Here is a 19,130-nt window from a genome sequence, read left to right as displayed (position 1 = left end):
CCGAGATCATGCTATCTAGCGTCGCTCTCGCCGCTTTCGTCACCGTCGCCTGCTTCTTCGGCGGCCTGACGTAGCGCGGCGTCTTCCGCGTCATCAACGCTTGCAACCGGCACCTCCACAACAACGCGGCCGCCAGCAACATCAACCGTCGGCACAAACGTGTCGGTGAACGGCACCAGCTCCGTGATCGCAACGCCATCAAGACGGATTTCGAGCAAGTCACCGGCGCCGTAATTCTGCACGCTGACCACCTTGCCCAGCGCCGCGCCGCTGGCGTCCTCAACCCTCAGGCCAATCAGATCCGTGTGGTAGTATTCGCCCGCTTCTGCCTCGGGCAGATCGGAGCGCAGAGCGTATAGCTCGGTCTTGCGCAGCGCCTCGGCACCGTTGCGATCAGCTACGCCCGCGACCCGCGCAACCACGCCGCCCTTTGGCGAGCGCCGCACCACCTTCAGCTCGAACGTACGCGCACCATCCGCCGACTGCAGCGGCCCATAGGCAGCGATATCTTCCGGATTGGCGGTGAAGGTTTCGACGACCACCTCACCCCGAATGCCGTGGGCTGCAACGATGCGGCCAAGGAGGACGCGCGGGGCTTGCTCGGTCATGGTGTGGGACGCCGTTCCGCTGGAGGTGCTGACACCGGAAGCGCTAACCCGCTTTCCGGTCACAGTCACGATGGGACAAACCAGCCAGAGCCGGCCGGTTGTCATGCACCCGAAACGGAGCGGCTCTAGTTGGGCAAGGGGCCAAGATACCTGATTTCAACGCTGATGGGCGAGCCGGCGACCTGCAGATAGGCCGCTGAATCCACCGATGCGCGCGGGAACGCCCCGGCGATGTGCAGCGTCGCGCCGTGAGGGCCGGCGGTGTAGCCGTTCACCAGCACGCCATCGGGCGGCACATCGAGCCGCAGCCGCACGCGATTGAGCTCGCGGCCGCCGTCATATTCGTAGGTGCCGCTGAAAACCGCGCCCAGCGGATCGGAGCCGAGCACAGTGCCGGAGCGCAGCACGGCAAGGCCGCCGGATGCGCCGGGCTCGTCGCCATCGGTGGCGACGAAACGCAGGCCATAAAGGCCGTCTTCGAGCATGTCATTCCCCCTCAGACGGCAGCGCTATGTGCGCCGCCTTCCGAGAGGATTAATGACACGCAAAGATTGAACGCAGCGTTACTACGCACGCATAGCGCGCGCAGAGTGGCGGCATTCCCGCGGATTACTCCGCAGCGGGCTCAGCGGCGGCGGCAGCCTCAGCGGCCTTTGCAGCAGCGGCCTTGGCGGCCTTTTCAGCTTCGGCAGCTTCACGCTCCAGGCGCTTCTTGCCGGGCTTCGCCTTGTTCGGGTTGTTCGAAGGCGTGCGCTTCATCAGGCCAGCGGTGTCGAGGAAGCGGGCAACGCGATCGGTCGGCTGCGCACCGGAAGCAAGCCAGTGCTTGCAGCGGTCCAGGTCGAGCTTCACGCGGTTTTCGTCGTCCTTCTTGAGCATCGGATTGAAGGTGCCGACCTGCTCGATGTAACGGCCGTCGCGCGGTGCGGTCGCCTGGGCAACGACGATGTAATAGTAGGGACGCTTCTTGGCGCCGCCGCGGGCGAGACGGATCTTCACTGCCATTGGTATTCTTCCTTCAGGTGTTGTGTTGGTGTGTTTGCGATTGTGAAATTCAGTTGAGTGCTACTTCTTCTTTTTTCCCGGAAGACCGGGGAACCTGGGCATCCCGCCACCGAGACCGGGCAGGCCACCGCCCAAACCGGGGAGCTTGGGCATGCCACCGGCGAGACCGGGCAGGCTTTTGCCGGAGCCGGGAAGTCCTCCGCCCGGCAAGGCGTCCTTGAGTTCGGCGGGGAGCTGATCGAAAGCCTTCGGATCAAGCTGCGACAGCTCCTGCTGCATCGCTGCCATTTCTTCTTCGCTCGGACCGGCGCCACGCCCACCGCCGACGAGGCGGTTCAGCATGCCCTTGTTGCGGCCCAGCGATTTCATCATGTCCGCCATCTGGCGGTGCATTTTCACGAGCTTGTTGACGTCCTCGACCTTGGTGCCGGAACCAGCCGCGATGCGGCGCTTGCGCTTGGCGTCCAGCAGCTTGGGATTGCGGCGCTCCTTCGGCGTCATCGACGTGATGATCGCGTGCTGCCGCTTGAGGATGGAATCGTCGAGATTGGCTTCGGCCACCTGCGACTTGATCTTGCCCATGCCTGGCATCATGCCGAGCACGCCGGACATGCCGCCAATGCGTTGCATCTGCTTGATCTGCTCGGCCATGTCGTCGAGATCGAAGATGCCCTTCTTCATCTTCTCGGCGATCTTCGTCGCCTTCTCGGCATCGATGGTCTGCGCGGCCTTCTCAACCAAGCTGACGACGTCGCCCATGCCGAGAATGCGCGAAGCAACACGATCAGGGTGGAAGTCTTCGAGCTGGTCCCAGCGCTCGCCAACACCCAGCAGCTTGATGGGCTTGCCGGTGACGGCGCGCATCGAAAGCGCTGCGCCGCCACGCGCATCGCCATCGGCTCTGGTCAGCACGATGCCGGTAATGCCGATGCGCTCGTCGAACGACTTGGCGACGTTGACGGCATCCTGACCGGTGAGGCTGTCGGCGACGAGCAGCGTTTCGTGCGGATGCGCGATGTCCCGCACCTCCACCGATTCCTGCATCAGCTCTTCGTCGATGTGGATACGACCGGCGGTGTCGAGGATGACGACATCGTAGCCACCGAGCTTCGCCGCTTCGAGAGCGCGGCGGGCGATCTGCTGCGGGTTCTGGCCAGCCACGATGGGCAGCGTGTCAACGCCGGTTTGCTCGCCCAGCACGCGCAACTGTTCCTGCGCAGCAGGACGGCGCACGTCGAGCGACGCCATCAGCACTTTTTTGCGATCGCGCTCGGTAAGGCGGCGGGCGATCTTCGCGGACGTGGTGGTTTTACCGGAGCCCTGCAGACCCACCATCATGATGGCGACCGGCGGCGTGGCGTTGAGATCGATCGTCGAGGTATCCGAGCCGAGCATGGCGACCAGCTCGTCGTTGACGATCTTGATGACCATCTGGCCGGGGGTGACCGAACGCAGAACTTCCTGCCCGATCGCCTTCGCCTTCACCTTCTCGATGAAGTCGCGCACCACATCCAGCGCGACGTCCGCTTCAAGCAGCGCGCGACGCACTTCGCGCATCGCTTCGTTGACGTCGCTCTCGGTGAGCGCGCCACGGCGCGTCAGCTTGTCGAGAATGCCTGACAGGCGATCTGACAGCGATTGGAACATGTGCGTCCTTCACCCACGCTGCTAGCCGAGCCGAAACCCGGATGCGGCAAACGAAAATCGCATCCGCGGGCGCAACGCGCTGGCGGATGTTGACCCCTGACTCAATCGATCCGTGCCAGCTAAGATGGCGCGACGAACGGACAGGGCGGCGGCTCTGAAAACAGGGCCATCGGAATTTGGGCGGACAATGCCTCCAGCGGGGGGCGGATGTCAACTGTTGCCCGGAACTTAAGGATTTGGCGGGGCGCCGACGTCGCTGCCCAGATTACGAGCCTCGGCGCGCCTGCGTGCATCCTCCCGCACCTGGCGGCGGACCTGCTTACGCCATTGCCGGGCAATCTTGGTTACCCGGCGTAAACTTTTGCGCTCCGCCCGGGTCAGGCAGATGCAGCCGCCGCAGCACCGGCAGGGCCTTGGCGTAACAAAGGATAGTTGCAGCAGCCTGCGGCTGGCGCGGGACATGCCGGGCACATTGCCAGCACGAGGGCCAGCAGCGGGCGATGTTTGGGCTTGGGCGGAAGGCTCTTGAGATTGGCTAGGTTGCATGGGCTGGACACTCGAAGAACTGAACGGAGGCGTGCTCCATCTCCCGGATAACAACGCGATCAGCCTATTGGTTGCCCCGCCTAGCTTGTGCATTACGGATTTCATCATTGGTCACAATTCCCAGGCGCTGGCAGAGCTTCAGCTTCCACCAATCAGAATTGTTCGAGCGCGATACATTGGTGGCAGAGTTGGCCAGACCATCCAACAACTGCTGCTTGTTTCGCATGCACTCAATGGTTTCGGCGCGAAACTCGGCCTTTTGCTGCATCTGATGCTGATATCGGATGACGGCGTCAAAAACCAACCCGCCAAACAATCCCAGCGCCGCCAGTGCGGCGGTGATTTTGCCGATGCTTAACCATGGGTTGGATTGATCAACATCGTTGGTGCCCTGCCATCTGGCCAGCACCAGGGGAAGGATCAGCGGCGGCAGCAGGAACAAAACCCAAAACGAAGCCCCATGCCGCGGACCCCACTCATAACCGTAGCTCTCCAGGCCGAAGTGGGCGGCAATCACTACCGCCCACCACACTATAGCGGCCGTGATCGCCTGCTTCGCCACCTTTTCCATGCGCGCGTTCCAAATATCATTACGTGCAATATGCGTTCGGCGGGTGCCGCACGGACTGACTCGGCCAAATTACTCCGGCTCAGATTACTCTGGTTTTGGCGCAGCTTCCGCCGGTGTTACGCGCAGCACCTCGCCGGTGTCATCCGCCAGCAGCCAGATTGCACCATCCGGCCCCTGCCGCACATCGCGGATACGCTTGCCCTGATCCTCAAGCAGCACCTCGGCCGCAACGACGTCATCGCCGTTCAGAACCAGACGCTCAACGCGGGTTCCGGCCAGACCGCCGACCAGCGCGTTGCCCTTCCACTCCGGGAACAGGTCACCGTCATAGAAAGCCAGATTGGAAACCGCGATCGACGGCACCCAATAATAGATGGGCTGCTCCAGCCCTTCCTTGGCTGTGCCTTCACCGATGCTGCCGCCGATATATTCCTTGCCGTAGGTGATGATCGGCCAGCCATAATTCTTGCCGGCTTCCGGATGGTTCAGCTCATCGCCACCGCGCGGACCATGTTCCAGCGTATAGAGCTTGCCGTTCTCCGGGCGGATGGCAGCGCCCTGCACGCTGCGATGGCCGATGGACCAGACTTCCGGCGCCCATCCCGGCAGCTTCGGGTTGTCGGCGGGAATAGAGCCATCGGCGTTAATGCGCACGATCTTGCCCACCGTGTTGGCGGGGTTTTGCGCTTCGGGGCGCAGCTTGTTGCGGTCACCCGTTGTTATAAAGAGCGTGCCGTCCTTCCCCCAGACGAGGCGGGAGCCGAAATGATGGCCACTGTCAGCCGAAGGCTCCTGGCGGAAGATCACCTTGAGATCCTCAAGACGGCCGGTGTCGCCATCGGCCACCAGCTTGGCGCGGGCCACGACGGTGGAATTGGTGCCGTCCTCGCGCGGTTCGCCATAGGAGAGATAGATCGTGCCGGTCTTCTCGAAGTCCGGCGCCAGCAGAACATCCAGCAAACCACCCTGATTAACGGCGGCCACATCCGGCACTCCGGCGATCGGCGCCGACAGACGGCCGTCCTTGGCAATATACCGCAGGCGACCCGGGCGCTCCGTCACCAGCAGGCGGCCATCTGGCAGGAATTGCATGCCCCAGGGATTTTCCAGGCCCGAGGCGAACGCCGAAACCTTGATATTGCTCGATTTTGCTGGAGCAGGCGCATCGGTTTGAGCAGCCCAGACGACCGGAGCGCCGGCCCCTATCAGCATTGCGGATCCAAGGGCTAGTCGGCGTAGGGTCTTCTGCATCATCGGGCTTCTCTCCGCTCGATTGTGTTTAATGTCCCTGCGGGCCATATATGCGCTCATGACGGACGCTACCAGCATCCCTTTTCGGAAAATGAACGGCCTTGGAAATGATTTCGTCGTGCTCGATGCTCGGGCACGGCCGATCACCATTGGCCAAACGCAGGCACAGACCTTAGGCGATCGCAAAGGCGAGCTGGGTTGCGATCAAGTGATCGTGATGGAGCCGTCGAAGACCGCCGATGTCTTCATGCGCATCTTCAACGCCGATGGCTCGGAGGTCAGCGCCTGTGGCAATGCCACCCGCTGCATCGCGCTCGTCGCCGCGGAGGAGCTTGGGCGCCCGGAGGTCACGGTCGAAACGCGTGCCGGGCTGCTGAAAGCGAAGGTCGCTGACGCCGACAACATCACCATCGACATGGGCAAGCCCCGTTTCGGCTGGGAGGATATCCCGCTGGCGGAGCCGTTCCACGACACAACCGGCATCGAGCTACAGATCGGCCCGGTGGATGAGCCGGTGCTGCACACGCCGTCGGTTGTCAATGTCGGCAATCCGCACGCGATCTTCTGGGTCGACGACGTTGACGCCCACGATCTCGGCCGCTTCGGGCCGCTGCTGGAAAACCATCCGATCTTTCCGGAGCGAGCCAACATCTCGCTGGCGCAGATCACCTCGCGCAACAGCCTCAAGCTGCGTACGTGGGAGCGGGGTGCCGGCCTTACCCGCGCTTGCGGCACCGCCGCATGTGCCGCCGCCATCTGTGCGGCGCGAAAGGATCTGACCGACCGGCGCGTCAACGTCGAGCTGCCCGGCGGCACGCTGGTCATCGAATGGGCGCCCAACGATCACATTCTGATGAGCGGGCCCGCAGAACAGGAGTTTGCTGGCACATTGGCGGCGGATACCCTGTCGCGAAATCCCGCCTAGCGAACGTCAAAGTTGTCCGTTATGACCGATTTTCGATTAACCGGCCGGACATCCCGTTGGCGCCAAGCTGTGAACGCGCGGATCGGCTTTCCCCGCCCCGCGCGTTATCCGTTTTTCGAGGCTTGCTGACCAGGTAATGGCCGAACCCCTGATCATAACGCTCGGCTGCCGGCTCAACGCGTATGAGTCAGAGATTATGCGCCGCAACGCCGTCGCCGCTGATCTGGACAACGCGATCATCGTCAACACATGCGCGGTGACGGGCGAGGCTGTGCGTCAGGCACGGCAGACCATCCGCCGGCTGCGCCGCGAACATCCGCAGGCGCGCATCATCGTCACCGGCTGCGCCGCGCAGGTGGAACCGGAACGCTTCGCCGAACTCGACGAAGTCGATCATGTCATCGGCAATGCCGAAAAGCTTAAACCGGAAACATTCGCAGGCTTTTCAACCGACACCACCGAACGCGTACAGGTGGACGACATCATGAGCGTGCGGGAAACCGCGGGCCATCTGATCGACGGCTTCGGCACCCGCACCCGCTCCTATGTGCAGGTTCAGAACGGCTGCGATCATCGCTGCACGTTCTGCATCATCCCTTTCGGGCGTGGGCCTTCGCGTTCGGTCGCGGCAGGTGAGATCGTGCCCCGTATCCGCAGGCTGGTGGAGAGCGGCTGTCGCGAAGTTGTACTGACCGGGGTAGACATCACATCCTACGGCGCCGACCTTCCCGGCAAACCCACGCTCGGCGCGCTGGTGCGCCAGATCCTGAAGCTTGTGCCGGAGCTCGACCGCCTGCGGCTGTCCTCGATCGATCAGGTCGAAGCCGACGAGCAGCTAGTACGCGCCATCGCCGAAGAAGAACGGCTGATGCCGCACCTGCACCTTTCCATGCAGGCGGGCGACGACATGATCCTGAAGCGCATGAAGCGCCGCCATTCGCGCGCCGACGCGGTGAAATTCTGCACCGAGGTGCGCCGCCTGCGCCCGGAAACCGTTTTCGGTGCTGATCTGATTGCGGGCTTTCCCACCGAAAGCGAGGACATGTTCGCCAACTCGCTGAGCGTGGTGGACGACTGCGGACTGACATACCTGCACGTGTTCCCCTTCTCGCCGCGCAATGGCACCCCGGCGGCGCGTATGCCCCAGGTCGCACGTGCTGAGGTGAAGGATCGCGCCGCGAGGCTGCGCCGCAAGGGCAGCGCAGCACTGTCGCAATTCCTCGATAGTCAGGCGGGCAGGGAAGTGGAACTGTTGGTTGAAAATGGCGGCATCGGGCGCACGCGCCAGTTCGCAGAGATGCGCACGCCGCCAACGCTGGACGCCGGCACGCTGGTGCGTGCCCGGGTTACCGGCAACGATGGACAAAGGCTTTCCGGCGAGGTGATGGCGTGAGCGGCAAGACACGCGGCGTATTTGGTCGGCTGTGGGGCAAGCGCTCCGACGAGCCTGCTGCGTCCCAGGACGCGGCAGAAGACAGCGCACGCCAGCAGGAAACTTACGCGGCCCATGAGCAGCAGCCGCTGAGCGCTGAGCAGGTCGCTGCGCCGTTGGAAGAAACGGCAGCTAGCGAAATTGCGGCTCCTGCATCCGCGGTCGACGCTCCGATAGCTGCGGAGCCTCTACAGCCTGCCGTCTCACCATCCGAACCGCAGGCTGAGATCGACGAAGCTCCTGCGAAGGGCGGTTGGTTCTCGCGCCTTAAGCAGGGCCTGGGCAAAACGTCGGCCAAGCTTTCCGACGGCATCACCGGCATCTTCACGCGCAAGAAGCTGGAAGCGGCAACGCTTGAAGAGCTGGAAGACGTGCTGATCGAGGCTGATCTTGGCGTCGGCACCGCTGAAAACATCATCGAGACCCTGCGCAAGGGCCGCTATGAAAAGGGCATCAGCGCTGATGATGTGCGCTCCGTGCTCCAGGCTGAAGTTGCGCGGGTTCTCACCCCGGTTGCAAAGCCGCTGGTGATCGATGCCACGCATAAGCCGCATGTGGTGCTGATGGTGGGCGTGAACGGCACCGGCAAGACCACCACCATCGGCAAGCTGTCATCGAAGTTCCGCGCTGAGGGCAAATCCGTGATGCTGGCTGCCGCCGACACATTCCGCGCCGCAGCAATCGACCAGCTCAAAGTCTGGGGCGAACGCACAGGCACCACGGTGATATCCGGTGCCGTCGGTGCCGATGCTGCCGGGCTCGTCTATGACGCGCTGGCCCGGGCTGGGCAGGAGGGCGTCGACGTTCTGCTGGTCGACACCGCCGGCCGCCTCCAGAACAAGGAAGGGCTTATGGATGAATTGTCCAAAGTCGTTCGCGTCGTCCGCAAGCTCGACGATAGTGCACCGCACGATGTTCTCTTGGTGCTGGACGCCACGACGGGACAAAACGCCATGTCGCAGGTGGACGTTTTCCGGCAACGGGCAGAAGTGACGGGCCTTATCATGACCAAGCTGGACGGAACCGCACGTGGCGGCATTCTGGTCGCCATCTCCGCCAAGCATGCGCTGCCGGTCCACGCCATCGGTGTGGGAGAGGGTGTTAACGATCTCCAACCCTTCGATGCCGGTGAATTCGCCCGAGCGATTGCAGGAAACGATTAAACCCTGGGCTGAGCACTGGCTTCGCTGGCTCTCACAACCTAGATAACTGGCCTGGAATTGGGCGCACCACAATCTCAAGCAACAAGGATGACGCTGGCTACATGAGCGCGCTTAAGCGACTGATGCCTTTCAACGCCGAGCAGACGGTGAACATCCTCAGCGAGTTCGGCCCGCTGGTCCTGATGTTTGTCGTCAACGCGATGTACGGCATCACTGCCGGCACGTGGGCGTTGATCATCTCAACCGTCGTCGCCATCGCGGCGATGCTGATCGTGCTGCGCCGGCTGCCGATCTTTCCCCTGATCGCCTCATCGGTAACGATGGTGTTTGGCGCGCTGACGATCATTACCGGCGACGCCATGTGGGTGCAGATCAAGGTGACGATCTTCAACCTGATGTTCGCGGTGTTCCTGTTCGGTGGGTTGTGGCTCAACCGGAATTTCTTCAAATACGTGTTCGAGAAGACATTCCATTACACAGAGGAAGGCTGGAACCGCTTCACCTGGAGCTTCGCCTGGTTCTTTGTGTTCACCGCTATCGCCAACGAGGCGGTGCGGCTGTCGTTCCATGACCACGAAGTTTATAATTTTCTCGGGCTGCAGATGGACGGCGTTGGCATCTGGATCGCCTTCAAGGTGGCGATCATCATGCCGCTGTCGGGGCTTTACGCATGGTATCTGACGCGCGTGATGCAACGCTTCCGGCTGCCTGACGATCACCTCGGCACCGATGCTGCCGCTCAGGCTGAACCATCGAACAATGGCGTCAAGCGTGCAGCCAGCGGGAATTGATCGTCCTGAGCAATACGCGGCGACTGACGTACGATTGCACAGCTATAAATTTGCCGCTTGATAGGCGAGCGAACGGATCCAGGGAGTGGTGGTGGCATGGCCGATGAAGCAGCATCCAAGACCGAGGCCGGCGAACCAACGCCTGATCTGCGCGGCCAGCTTCTGAAGCTGATTGTTGAGGTCGGCCCGCTGGCCGTGTTCTTCCTCGTAAATGCTCGCGCCGGCATTTACTGGGGCACCGGTCTGTTCATGGGCGCCACCGTCATCTCACTGATCGCTTCCCGCATTCTCTTCGGGCGCATCCCCCCGATGCCACTTATTACGGGCGCTTTCGTCCTCGTATTTGGCGGACTCACCGTCTGGCTGCAGGACGATCATTTCATCAAACTGAAGCCCACAATCGTCAACGGGCTGTTCGCGGCCGCGCTATTCGGTGGCCTCCTTGCCGGCCACTCCTTGCTCAAGATCGTATTTGGCGAGGTATTTCGTCTCACCGAAGAAGGCTGGCGCAAGCTGACGTTTCGCTGGGCGTGTTTCTTCACATGCCTCGCGCTGCTCAACGAAATTGTCTGGCGCACTGTTTCCACGGACACATGGGTCAGCTTCAAAGTGTTCGCAATTATGCCGCTAACAATGATCTTCGCGGTCGCACAACTAGGCCTGTTGAAGGCGCATGAAGCACCATCGAATTAGTGCGGCCGCCAACCGATATTCTGCATGATGACTATCTGCCATCGGATGACTTCTTGATTTATGTTTACCTCGCCACCGTCTTTTGCTCTGGACGCGCGCGACATTCTGGTATTTTCTCCTTTTCGAACCGCAACCTATTCCTCAAAGGCAAAGGTGAGCGAGGGGGGTGAAGTGGCTGCCTGATGGGGGCCACGTCACAAGTGCTCAGCTTTGGCCAAACACATAAAATTCGGTGGGGCACGACATGGCAGTGGTACGGCTGGAGCGATCTCCTATTCATTTGCTACATCGCGCCGGTCAATGCGCTAGCGACATATTCCAGGAAGAGATCGGCGAAAGCGATCTGACGCCACGTCAGTATGCTGTGCTGGTCGCGGTCTCGCAGAATGAAGGCGTTAGCCAGACCCTTCTCGTCGAGAAGACTGGCGTTGATCGGTCGACGCTCGCTGACATTGTCCGGCGCATGCTCAAGAAGGGTCTGTTACAGCGCCGTCGCACGCGGGAAGATGCGCGGGCATACGCTGTGAAACTGACTGACGCCGGCTGGAAAGCCCTCAAGGGTACCGATCCCTTGGCCAAACGCGCTGACGACAAACTACTGGCCGTGCTGCCCGCGGCCCAGCGCGACCGTTTCCTGCAGGATCTCAGCCAGATCGTTGCAGCGCTAACGGGTGAAGAAGCAGAGCAGCAACCGGCAGCCAAGCCTGCGACAGCAACTAAGCGCCGCGCGAAGAAGTAGGCCGAACGCGGCCGCCTCAAACCTTCGCTAGCTCCCAACGCGCATCGCCACACCGCAGTGCGCGCTTTCGGACACGCGCAAACTGCGCGGCCATTTACTGCCGGCGCTCATTTCACGCCAGACACAAAAAAGCTCGCCTCCAACTGGAAGCGAGCTTTCAAATTCTGTGGTCCCCGATCAGAGATCGAGAGCCAGCCTTACGCCGCGTTCGGCAGCAGACGGCGGTTGATGATCGTCTCGGCGATCTGCACCGTGTTGAGTGCTGCGCCCTTCAGCAGGTTGTCCGAAACGATCCAGAGCTGCAGGCCGTTCTCAACCGTTGCGTCCTCGCGGATGCGCGACACGTAGGTTGCAAACTCACCCGCTGCCTCAACCGGCGTCACGTAGCCGCCAGGCTCGCGCTTGTCGACCACCATGATGCCCGGAGCCTCACGCAGAATGGCGCGGGCTTCCTCAGCCGAGATCGGCTTTTCGAACTCGATCGTCACGGCTTCGGAGTGGCCGACGAAGACCGGCACGCGCACGCAGGTGGCGGTCAGCTTGATCTTCGGGTCGAGAATCTTCTTCGTCTCGGCCAGCATCTTCCATTCCTCCTTCGTGTAACCGTCCTCCATGAAGACGTCGATGTGAGGAATGCAGTTGAAGGCGATCTGCTTGGTGAACTTCTTGGCCTCGACCTCAGCGCCCGGCACATACATGCCCTTGGTCTGCTGCCACAGCTCGTCCATCGCCTCCTTGCCCGCGCCGGAAACCGACTGGTAGGTCGCGACGACAACGCGCTTGATGGTGGCTGCATCGTGCAGCGGCTTCAGCGCCACCACGAGCTGAGCGGTGGAGCAGTTCGGATTGGCAATGATGTTCTTCTTCGTGTAGCCGGCAACCGCGTCTGCGTTCACCTCCGGCACGATCAGCGGAACGTCCTGGTCGTAACGCCAGTAGGATGAGTTATCGATGACGATGCAGCCGGTGGCCGCGATCTTCGGACCCCATTCCTTCGCAACGCTGGAGCCAGCCGACATCAGACAGAAGTCGACCTTCGAAAAGTCGAACTGCTCAATATCATGGCATTTCAGGGTTTTATCGCCGAACGATACCTCGGTGCCGAGCGAACGGCGAGAGGCGACGGCGTACACTTCGTCCGCCGGAAACTCGCGCTCGGCGAGTACGTTCATCATTTCGCGGCCCACGTTGCCCGTGGCGCCAACTACGGCGACCTTGTAACCCATTTTCTGACCCGATTTTCAAGCAGCCCGCGGAACATGCCGCGTGTGCGGGTCACTTACGCGCGGACGGCCTCGCGCGCAAGGGGTACTCCCGTCGGAGCGCGCTTAAACCGCGTAGTTGCAGGGCTTTCGGGGGGCTAATCAGCTTGCGTGCTCTGATGCCCCGCGAGACACACAAAGCCGAAAGAAAAGCGGCGCGGAGCACCAGCTCCACGCCGCCCATCTTGTCCGTCGGCTAAGCTGTCAGCCTCGGCGGATTAACCTGCGAGCTTCTTCAGCTCATCCAGGATGGCGCCGCCCATTTCCGCGGTGCCGACCTGTTTCATGCCCGACTGCATGATGTCGCCGGTGCGATAGCCCGCCGCCAGCACACCCGCGATGGCCTGATCGACAAGATCGGCCTCCGCGCCCATGTCGCACGAGTAGCGCAGCGCCATGCCGAACGAGGCGATGGTGGCGATCGGGTTCGCAAGCCCCTTGCCCGCGATGTCCGGCGCTGAGCCGTGCACCGGCTCATACAGCGCCTTGCGCTTGCCGGTGGTCGCATCAACCGCACCCAGCGACGCCGACGGCAGCATGCCGAGCGAGCCGGTGGCCATCGCCGCTTCGTCGGACAGTACGTCGCCGAACAGGTTGTCCGTCACGATGACGTCGAATTGCTTCGGGTTGCGCACAAGTTGCATGGCGCAGTTGTCGGCCAGAATGTGCTCAAGCTGCACGTCCGGCGCATACGAGCGGTGCACCTCGGTGACCACTTCCTTCCACAGCACGCCCGTGCGCATCACGTTGTGCTTCTCAGCTGAGTGCACCTTGTTGCCGCGCTTGCGGGCCAGATCGAAAGCCGCCTTGGCAATGCGCTCGATCTCGCTGGTCGTATAGATCTGCGTGTCGATGGCGCGCTTCTCGCCGTTCTCCAGCGTGACAATTTCCTTCGGCTCGCAGAAATAAACGCCGCCGGTCAGCTCGCGCACGATCATGATGTCGAGGCCTTCGACCAGCTCGCGCTTCAGCGACGAAGCATCGGCCAGAGCCGGATAGCAGATCGCGGGGCGCAGGTTGGCGAACAGGCCCAGATCCTTGCGCAACCGCAGCAGCCCCGCCTCCGGACGCACCGCATAGGGCACGTCCGCCCACTTCGGCCCACCAACCGAGCCGAAGATTACAGCGTCGGCCTTCTGCGCTTTGTCCATGGCGGCGTCGGTGATCGCCACGCCGTGGGCGTCATAGGCAGCGCCGCCAACGAGATCGGATTGTGTATTGAACGTGGCGCGCCCGGAGCGATTGAAGAAGTCGATGATGCGTTCAACTTCGACCATCGTCTCGACGCCGATGCCGTCACCAGGAAGAAGCAGCAGATTGAAAGTGGCCATGGGAGATTGAGCCCCGCGAGAGGTGGGAAGAAAAGTGGCGTAGTGCTATCCCCTCGGCCCCGGAGCGGCAAGAGGCGATGGGTTCGGATGGGACCCGACGCGCTTTAAGCGCCGACCTTGAAAGGTGCTGGTCAGCGGGAGCTTCAGAGGAACGCCGGCACCCAGAACAGCAGGAAACCATTGAGCGTTGCGGCCGCGCCCAGCACGGCAATGACACCGCTGAGAACCAAAAGCGAGCTGCCGCCGGCGATGATCGCCACCGAAGCCAGCACGATGGCAATCTGCAGCAGCGCGCGGCCATAATCGAAGAACGGATCCCGCTGCATGGCCACGTCCCGCTCGGCTTCAAGCTGCTTGCCCTTGACGAACAGCTCGTCGAGGCCTTCGCCGCGCTCTGGATCAGTCGTCAGATGCTGGTCGTCTTTACGGTAGGTGGCGATCTTTTCTGTAATCATCGAGCGGGCGGCGGCAGGCATATCCGGCTGCACTGCAAGCATCGCTTCGAATTCCGCCACCTGCAACCGTAGCTCATGGCGACGGATATTCTTGGCCTGGAAGAACGCCCAAGTATTCGATGCCTCGATATTACGGGCCATCGCGTCTTTCATCGCGTTGCCTGAGCCAACACCGGCAACGGCCAGCAGAACTGCAAGCACGCCGATGTAAACCGCGATCCAGCGATCGCGCCCCTTCTTGCCGCTGTCCTCGACGGCGTCGGCTATTTCCTGCAGGGCCATCGGCGCGCCTCAGACGATGTCTTCCGGATGGGCATCCATGCTGCGCGTTGGCAGCAGATCCTTGCGTTCCAGCGGCACGCCATCGGCGCCAAGCCGGTAGACTATGGGCGCGGCTGTTGCCAGCTCGCGGCGCAGGATCTCTTCGCCCGAGAGTTACTCAAGGTTCATGATCAGCGCCCGCAACGAATTGCCGTGCGCGACCAGCAGCACCGATTTGCCTGACTTCAGATCCGGCCAGACGTGATCCTGATAATATGGCATCACACGGTCTTCGGTGTCCTTCAGGCTCTCACCGCCGGGCGGTGGAATGTCATAGCTGCGCCGCCAGATGCGCACCTGCTCTTCGCCCCAGCGCTCTTTCGCTTCGTCCTTGTTCAAGCCGCACAGGTCGCCGTAGTGGCGCTCGTTCAAGGCTTCCTCGAAATGGATCGGCAGATCGGTCTCGCCCATTTCGGAAAGGATGAGATCCAGCGTGCGCTGTGCGCGCCGCAGCCGGCTGGTGTAGCAAACGTCGAACTTCAGCCCTTCGGCGCGTAGCAACCGGCCCGCCACAAGGGCTTCGATCAGGCCCTTCTCCGTCAGGTCCGGATTGCACCAGCCCGTGAACAGATTTCGCCGGTTCCACTCACTCTCACCATGGCGCACCAGCACCAGCGTGCCCGTGCGTTGATCGGCGGCGGCTTCCGGAGCACTGACTTCCACGATCACAGCCCCAACACATCCGACATGGAATAAAGACCCGGCGATTTACCGCGGCCCCACTGCAGCGCCTTCACAGCGCCGCGCGCGAAGATCGAACGGTCAGTCGCGATATGACCGAGTTCGATACGCTCGCCCGCACCGGCGAATATAACCTTGTGCTCGCCGACCACACTGCCACCACGCAGCGTAGCGAAGCCGATGTCGCCCGGGCGGCGGGCGCCGGTGTGTCCATCTCGGGACTTCACCGCAGTTTCCTGCAAATCGACGTTGCGGCCGTCTGCGGCTGCCTGACCGAGCATCAGCGCGGTGCCTGAGGGCGCGTCAACCTTGTGACGGTGGTGCATCTCAACGATTTCTATGTCGAAGTCCTCGTCCAGCGCTTCGGCCACACGTCGCGTCAAGGCCACCAGAAGATTTACACCAAGGCTCATGTTGCCGGCCTTGATAATTGGTGCATGGCGCGCCGCTGCTGCGATCTGCGCTTCTTCCTCGGCCGTGAAACCTGTCGTGCCGATCACATGCACGGCCCGGGCATTGGCGGCCAGACCTGCAAACTCGGCGCTGGACTTGGGCGATGTAAAATCGAGGAGGCCCTCACAACGGGCAATACCCTCCAGCGCGTCGGAGGAAACGGCCACGCCCAGCGGCTCCAGACCCGCCAGCGTGCCGACATCAGCACCGATTGCCGGCGAGCCTTCACGCTCCAAGCCGGCGACGATGGTGCATCCAGCCGCGTGCGCTGCACGCACAAGCTCCTGGCCCATGCGTCCTGCAACGCCCATAACGGCGACTTTCATTATCGGAACCTCGACATTCAATCGGCTATGAATGCGCTGCGGTATAGCAACACAAACCCGGATGAGGAAGGCTGCGTGGACGTTTGCCCCTCGGGTGGATTGCCGCTAGGCCGGAAAAGATCGCCTAGCGGCGAACAAAAGACGGCGAATCTGGCAGGCGGACGGCGCCTAATCCCAGGCGAAGGCGATCTTTTTAAGCTTTGACCGCCCGTAGCGCTCGAACGCGTTGCCAACCGGCCGGCCGCCGCGACGCCAGTAAAAATCGGTGGCGGCCGCATTGTCAGCCAGTGCCCAGACGATCAACCCGTTGAGGCTACCGATATCGAGTTCATGGCGGCAGGCTTCGAACAGACGCTCGCCAAACCCCAGCCCCTGATACTCCGGCGCCAGGTACAGCTCGAAAATTTCACCTTCGAAATTGCTGCGGGCACGCGCTGGCCCCAAGGTCGCATAGCCCGCGATCACGCTGGCGACCTGCAACACCAGAAGCTGCGCTCCGGACTGAATAGCAGCGCTCCACCACTCCGGATTACGCCGACGGATCATACCGTCGAGATGGAAATGGGGGATGATGCCCAGGTAGGCATTGGTCCAGCTGGAGCTGAATACCTCGCTCAGGGCTTTCGCGTCCGAGGGCATCCCGGGACGGATGGTACAGTGTGAACTCTCACCCAACATGACGCACTATTTTTTGTTTACCCACGCGATCTTACATCAATTCACGACGCTAGGTGAGCGTTTTGCCAAAAGTGAGGCTGGCTGGCACGAAAAAGGCCGCGAGTTGTTCCGCGGCCTTAATACGATGTCTGACGCACAACCAAAAACCTGGCGAAAACCTAGCTTCAGCCGACCTTGCGGATCTGCTCGAAGCTCTTCGTGGCGGCGGCATTCATGCTCTCAAGCGTCTGACGGCTGATTTTGTTCGACAGCTCGAAGAACTCTTTCGTCTGCGAAGAAGCGGCGGCAAACTGCTGCTTCAGATAGTCAGCCTGAAGACGGGCAATTTCCGGCAGCGTCTTGGCGCGGGCGATAGCCTCAGCCGCATCGAAGGCAGCTTCAACATTAACAGCGGCAGCCTGCATCACCTTCTCGCTGAAGGTCTTGGCGCCGGCCTGCGCGGTCTGGACGATCTCTTCGACCGCCTTGACGTTGTCCTGGGTGGCGGCGCTGAGCTTGGCATAAGCATCGCGGCTCTTGGCAACGCTCTCTTCCGCGAAAACCTTTACGTTCTCGGGAATGCGGGCATCCTTGGCAGCCGCCAGCATGTCCTGGGCTTGCCGGGCGAACTGATCGTTCATTGGAAAACTCCGTATCTCGTTGGAGCAACCGACCAACGCGGCGCTCATGCGGGGGCTAAAATAAGTTGCATGACCCCAGCGGGGCCTGACGAGACAGACACTACCCCAGGTTATTGTGCGCCGCAACATCAATCTTGCTGCAACGCGGAAATGGCAGCCAATACTGGCCTCCCAGCTTAACTTCTTCTCGCAACTGCGAAATATGACAGCGCGCTGCCCCCGCGCTTAAAGACGTGCAAATCGGTCGCGGTAGCCCATCGCCAGATCGTCGAACACGATGTCAGAGGGGCGGAGCGGTCAGGCCAGCGCCAGCCCCTCCAGCGATCGGCAGCGCGATAGGGCAACATACGCCTGTCCATGCGCGAATGTTCCGCGCCCAAGGTCGATGTAAACCTTATCCAGCGTCAGGCCTTGGGATTTATGGATCGTCAGTGCCCAGGCCAGCCGCAACGGGAACTGGCGGAACGTGCCGGTGACGTTCTCGACGATCTTTTCGGATGCTTGGTCATAGGCATAGCGGCGCGCTTCCCACGCAACCTGCTCAACCTCATGAACCGAGCCGTCCAGTTCGATCCAGACGCGCTTGTCTTCCAGCTTGGCGACGCGTGCGATCGTGCCATTGACCCAGCGCCTGTCGGGATCGTTGCGCAGCAGAATGACCTTAGCGCCCTCCTTCAGCAGCAGGTTGGCATCGGTGGGATGGGATGAGTCGTTGTATTCGCCCGTAATTCCAGCCTCATAGACACTCTCGGCCGCCGGCAAGGCGTTGAGATAGGCCATGTTGATCCGCTGCGCCGCAGCGTTGGTTGGCGTCAGGATCACATAGGGGTCGCCTTCGCCCAGCGTGCGGATGGGGTGCGCGCGCTCGTTCAGAACCGCCATGTCTTCCTCGGTTGCCTCACCATCGCGAATGCGATTGAGCACGGTCAGGAAGGTTTCATCGCTCTGGCGGAACACCTGATCCAGTTCCAGCACATTCATGCCAGCGCCTTCATTCAGCGACGGCACCTGAAAGAAAAACGGCCCGCCGAACTCGCTGTGCAGGTGCTGCGCGACATCGCCCTGCACCACCGGCGGAAGCTGATGCAAATCGCCGAACAATATCAGCCGGACGCCGCCGAACGGCTCGCGTGGCTTGGACCGGTTAATGCGCAACGACATATCGATGGCCCACATCAGATCGGAGCGCACCATCGACACCTCATCGATGATGATGACCTTCAGCTTGCGCATTAGGCGGCCATTTCGGCTGCGCTTGATGTCATCGGAGCGAATGAGGCGAGGCGGAAAACCGAAAAACGAATGGATCGTCTGGCCGCCGACGTTGACCGCTGCAAGGCCCGTTGGCGCCAGCACGATGTGCTCATCAACCAGATGATCGCGCAGGGCCCGCAGCAGTGTGGATTTGCCGGTGCCCGCGCGCCCGGTGACGAACAAGTGCCCGGTATCGGAGCGAACGAACTCCAGCGCGTTCAAGAATTCCGGCGGGGGCGTTACACCTGCCGGCCAATTGATCGGAGCCAGTGTGGTCGTCTCGTTCGGGCGCGTCAGTGGGTTGCTGGTCACTTCATCTCGCTGCGTTGGGGCTTGGCGCCGGGTTGCCTAAGCGCCTTTAAAAACACTAACGCCGGC

Annotated in this window: 19 protein-coding genes and 1 pseudogene; 6 read left to right on the top strand and 14 right to left on the bottom strand. The window is 61.7% G+C overall.

Annotation, left to right across the window (positions count from 1 at the left end; all coding sequences use genetic code 11):
* Positions 1-11: 11 nt before the first annotated feature.
* The 6 genes from rimM to QEZ49_RS14505 form a co-directional block, all read right to left on the bottom strand.
* On the bottom strand, positions 12-608 hold the full coding sequence (gene rimM, locus QEZ49_RS14530; RefSeq protein ID WP_280387990.1) for a ribosome maturation factor RimM: 597 nt from the start codon (positions 606-608) through the stop codon (positions 12-14).
* A gap of 125 nt (positions 609-733) precedes the next feature.
* Complete coding sequence (locus QEZ49_RS14525) at positions 734-1,093, bottom strand: hypothetical protein (RefSeq protein WP_280387988.1); 360 nt, start codon at positions 1,091-1,093, stop codon at positions 734-736.
* Positions 1,094-1,217: 124 nt separating this feature from the next.
* Complete coding sequence (gene rpsP / locus QEZ49_RS14520; protein WP_280387986.1) at positions 1,218-1,613, bottom strand: 30S ribosomal protein S16; 396 nt, start codon at positions 1,611-1,613, stop codon at positions 1,218-1,220.
* Between the two features lie 60 nt (positions 1,614-1,673).
* Complete coding sequence (gene ffh, locus QEZ49_RS14515) at positions 1,674-3,260, bottom strand: signal recognition particle protein (RefSeq protein WP_280387984.1); 1,587 nt, start codon at positions 3,258-3,260, stop codon at positions 1,674-1,676.
* Between the two features lie 610 nt (positions 3,261-3,870).
* Positions 3,871-4,377: a hypothetical protein gene (locus tag QEZ49_RS14510; RefSeq protein ID WP_280387981.1), complete on the bottom strand. Its 507-nt coding sequence runs from the start codon at positions 4,375-4,377 to the stop codon at positions 3,871-3,873.
* An 84-nt stretch (positions 4,378-4,461) separates the two neighbouring features.
* Positions 4,462-5,589, bottom strand: coding sequence for a PQQ-dependent sugar dehydrogenase (locus QEZ49_RS14505; protein ID WP_280387979.1), 1,128 nt, complete (start codon positions 5,587-5,589; stop codon positions 4,462-4,464).
* Between the two features lie 97 nt (positions 5,590-5,686).
* On the opposite strand from QEZ49_RS14505, the gene dapF reads away from it, so the two are divergent.
* From dapF to QEZ49_RS14475, 6 genes are all read left to right on the top strand, one after another.
* Positions 5,687-6,553 (top strand): diaminopimelate epimerase, encoded by an 867-nt coding sequence (dapF, locus tag QEZ49_RS14500; protein WP_280387977.1) that lies wholly within the window; start codon positions 5,687-5,689, stop codon positions 6,551-6,553.
* Between the two features lie 136 nt (positions 6,554-6,689).
* Positions 6,690-7,946, top strand: coding sequence for a tRNA (N(6)-L-threonylcarbamoyladenosine(37)-C(2))-methylthiotransferase MtaB (gene mtaB, locus QEZ49_RS14495; protein WP_280387975.1), 1,257 nt, complete (start codon positions 6,690-6,692; stop codon positions 7,944-7,946).
* Positions 7,943-9,148, top strand: coding sequence for a signal recognition particle-docking protein FtsY (gene ftsY, locus QEZ49_RS14490; RefSeq protein WP_280387974.1), 1,206 nt, complete (start codon positions 7,943-7,945; stop codon positions 9,146-9,148). The genes mtaB and ftsY overlap by 4 nt, the downstream gene beginning before the upstream one ends.
* A 101-nt stretch (positions 9,149-9,249) precedes the next feature.
* Complete coding sequence (locus QEZ49_RS14485) at positions 9,250-9,939, top strand: septation protein IspZ (RefSeq protein ID WP_280387972.1); 690 nt, start codon at positions 9,250-9,252, stop codon at positions 9,937-9,939.
* A 96-nt stretch (positions 9,940-10,035) separates the two neighbouring features.
* Positions 10,036-10,632 (top strand): septation protein A, encoded by a 597-nt coding sequence (locus QEZ49_RS14480; RefSeq protein WP_280387970.1) that lies wholly within the window; start codon positions 10,036-10,038, stop codon positions 10,630-10,632.
* Positions 10,633-10,876: 244 nt separating this feature from the next.
* A complete protein-coding gene (locus QEZ49_RS14475) occupies positions 10,877-11,371 on the top strand; it encodes a MarR family transcriptional regulator (RefSeq protein ID WP_280387968.1) in 495 nt (164 codons plus the stop codon).
* Positions 11,372-11,568: 197 nt separating this feature from the next.
* Here the strand turns inward: QEZ49_RS14475 and QEZ49_RS14470 are convergent, their stop codons facing one another.
* From QEZ49_RS14470 to QEZ49_RS14435, 8 genes and pseudogenes are all read right to left on the bottom strand, one after another.
* Positions 11,569-12,597 (bottom strand): aspartate-semialdehyde dehydrogenase, encoded by a 1,029-nt coding sequence (locus tag QEZ49_RS14470; protein ID WP_280387966.1) that lies wholly within the window; start codon positions 12,595-12,597, stop codon positions 11,569-11,571.
* Positions 12,598-12,851: 254 nt separating this feature from the next.
* Entirely contained in the window at positions 12,852-13,964 is a 1,113-nt protein-coding gene (leuB, locus tag QEZ49_RS14465) for a 3-isopropylmalate dehydrogenase (protein WP_280387963.1), read from the bottom strand.
* A 143-nt stretch (positions 13,965-14,107) separates the two neighbouring features.
* Positions 14,108-14,701 (bottom strand): DUF4337 domain-containing protein, encoded by a 594-nt coding sequence (locus QEZ49_RS14460; protein WP_280387962.1) that lies wholly within the window; start codon positions 14,699-14,701, stop codon positions 14,108-14,110.
* Between the two features lie 9 nt (positions 14,702-14,710).
* Positions 14,711-15,355 (bottom strand): annotated as a pseudogene (locus QEZ49_RS14455) (2,3-bisphosphoglycerate-dependent phosphoglycerate mutase).
* 50 nt (positions 15,356-15,405) lie between these two features.
* Positions 15,406-16,200: a 4-hydroxy-tetrahydrodipicolinate reductase gene (dapB, locus tag QEZ49_RS14450; RefSeq protein WP_280387960.1), complete on the bottom strand. Its 795-nt coding sequence runs from the start codon at positions 16,198-16,200 to the stop codon at positions 15,406-15,408.
* Positions 16,201-16,368: 168 nt separating this feature from the next.
* A complete protein-coding gene (locus QEZ49_RS14445) occupies positions 16,369-16,878 on the bottom strand; it encodes a GNAT family N-acetyltransferase (RefSeq protein WP_280387958.1) in 510 nt (169 codons plus the stop codon).
* A gap of 164 nt (positions 16,879-17,042) precedes the next feature.
* Complete coding sequence (locus QEZ49_RS14440; protein WP_068462950.1) at positions 17,043-17,498, bottom strand: phasin family protein; 456 nt, start codon at positions 17,496-17,498, stop codon at positions 17,043-17,045.
* A 297-nt stretch (positions 17,499-17,795) separates the two neighbouring features.
* Positions 17,796-19,064: an AAA family ATPase gene (locus QEZ49_RS14435; protein ID WP_280387955.1), complete on the bottom strand. Its 1,269-nt coding sequence runs from the start codon at positions 19,062-19,064 to the stop codon at positions 17,796-17,798.
* Positions 19,065-19,130 lie beyond the last annotated feature (66 nt).

This window comes from Hyphomicrobium sp. D-2 (genome assembly GCF_029872155.1).
Lineage (GTDB): Bacteria > Pseudomonadota > Alphaproteobacteria > Rhizobiales > Hyphomicrobiaceae > Hyphomicrobium_A.
The sequence above is the reverse complement of the archived record's forward strand: the minus strand, read 5'-3'. Positions and strand labels throughout refer to the sequence as shown.

Coding starts and splice junctions, on each gene's coding strand:
- dapB (WP_280387960.1), bottom strand. CDS start 16,200: ATGAAAGTCGCCGTTATGGGCGTTGCAGGACGCATGGGCCAGGAGCTT.
- dapF (WP_280387977.1), top strand. CDS start 5,687: ATGACGGACGCTACCAGCATCCCTTTTCGGAAAATGAACGGCCTTGGA.
- leuB (WP_280387963.1), bottom strand. CDS start 13,964: ATGGCCACTTTCAATCTGCTGCTTCTTCCTGGTGACGGCATCGGCGTC.
- QEZ49_RS14480 (WP_280387970.1), top strand. CDS start 10,036: ATGGCCGATGAAGCAGCATCCAAGACCGAGGCCGGCGAACCAACGCCT.
- mtaB (WP_280387975.1), top strand. CDS start 6,690: ATGGCCGAACCCCTGATCATAACGCTCGGCTGCCGGCTCAACGCGTAT.
- QEZ49_RS14460 (WP_280387962.1), bottom strand. CDS start 14,701: ATGGCCCTGCAGGAAATAGCCGACGCCGTCGAGGACAGCGGCAAGAAG.
- QEZ49_RS14445 (WP_280387958.1), bottom strand. CDS start 16,878: ATGTTGGGTGAGAGTTCACACTGTACCATCCGTCCCGGGATGCCCTCG.
- QEZ49_RS14470 (WP_280387966.1), bottom strand. CDS start 12,597: ATGGGTTACAAGGTCGCCGTAGTTGGCGCCACGGGCAACGTGGGCCGC.
- rpsP (WP_280387986.1), bottom strand. CDS start 1,613: ATGGCAGTGAAGATCCGTCTCGCCCGCGGCGGCGCCAAGAAGCGTCCC.
- QEZ49_RS14485 (WP_280387972.1), top strand. CDS start 9,250: ATGAGCGCGCTTAAGCGACTGATGCCTTTCAACGCCGAGCAGACGGTG.
- QEZ49_RS14505 (WP_280387979.1), bottom strand. CDS start 5,589: ATGCTGATAGGGGCCGGCGCTCCGGTCGTCTGGGCTGCTCAAACCGAT.
- QEZ49_RS14475 (WP_280387968.1), top strand. CDS start 10,877: ATGGCAGTGGTACGGCTGGAGCGATCTCCTATTCATTTGCTACATCGC.
- QEZ49_RS14510 (WP_280387981.1), bottom strand. CDS start 4,377: ATGGAAAAGGTGGCGAAGCAGGCGATCACGGCCGCTATAGTGTGGTGG.
- ffh (WP_280387984.1), bottom strand. CDS start 3,260: ATGTTCCAATCGCTGTCAGATCGCCTGTCAGGCATTCTCGACAAGCTG.
- QEZ49_RS14440 (WP_068462950.1), bottom strand. CDS start 17,498: ATGAACGATCAGTTCGCCCGGCAAGCCCAGGACATGCTGGCGGCTGCC.
- rimM (WP_280387990.1), bottom strand. CDS start 608: ATGACCGAGCAAGCCCCGCGCGTCCTCCTTGGCCGCATCGTTGCAGCC.
- QEZ49_RS14525 (WP_280387988.1), bottom strand. CDS start 1,093: ATGCTCGAAGACGGCCTTTATGGCCTGCGTTTCGTCGCCACCGATGGC.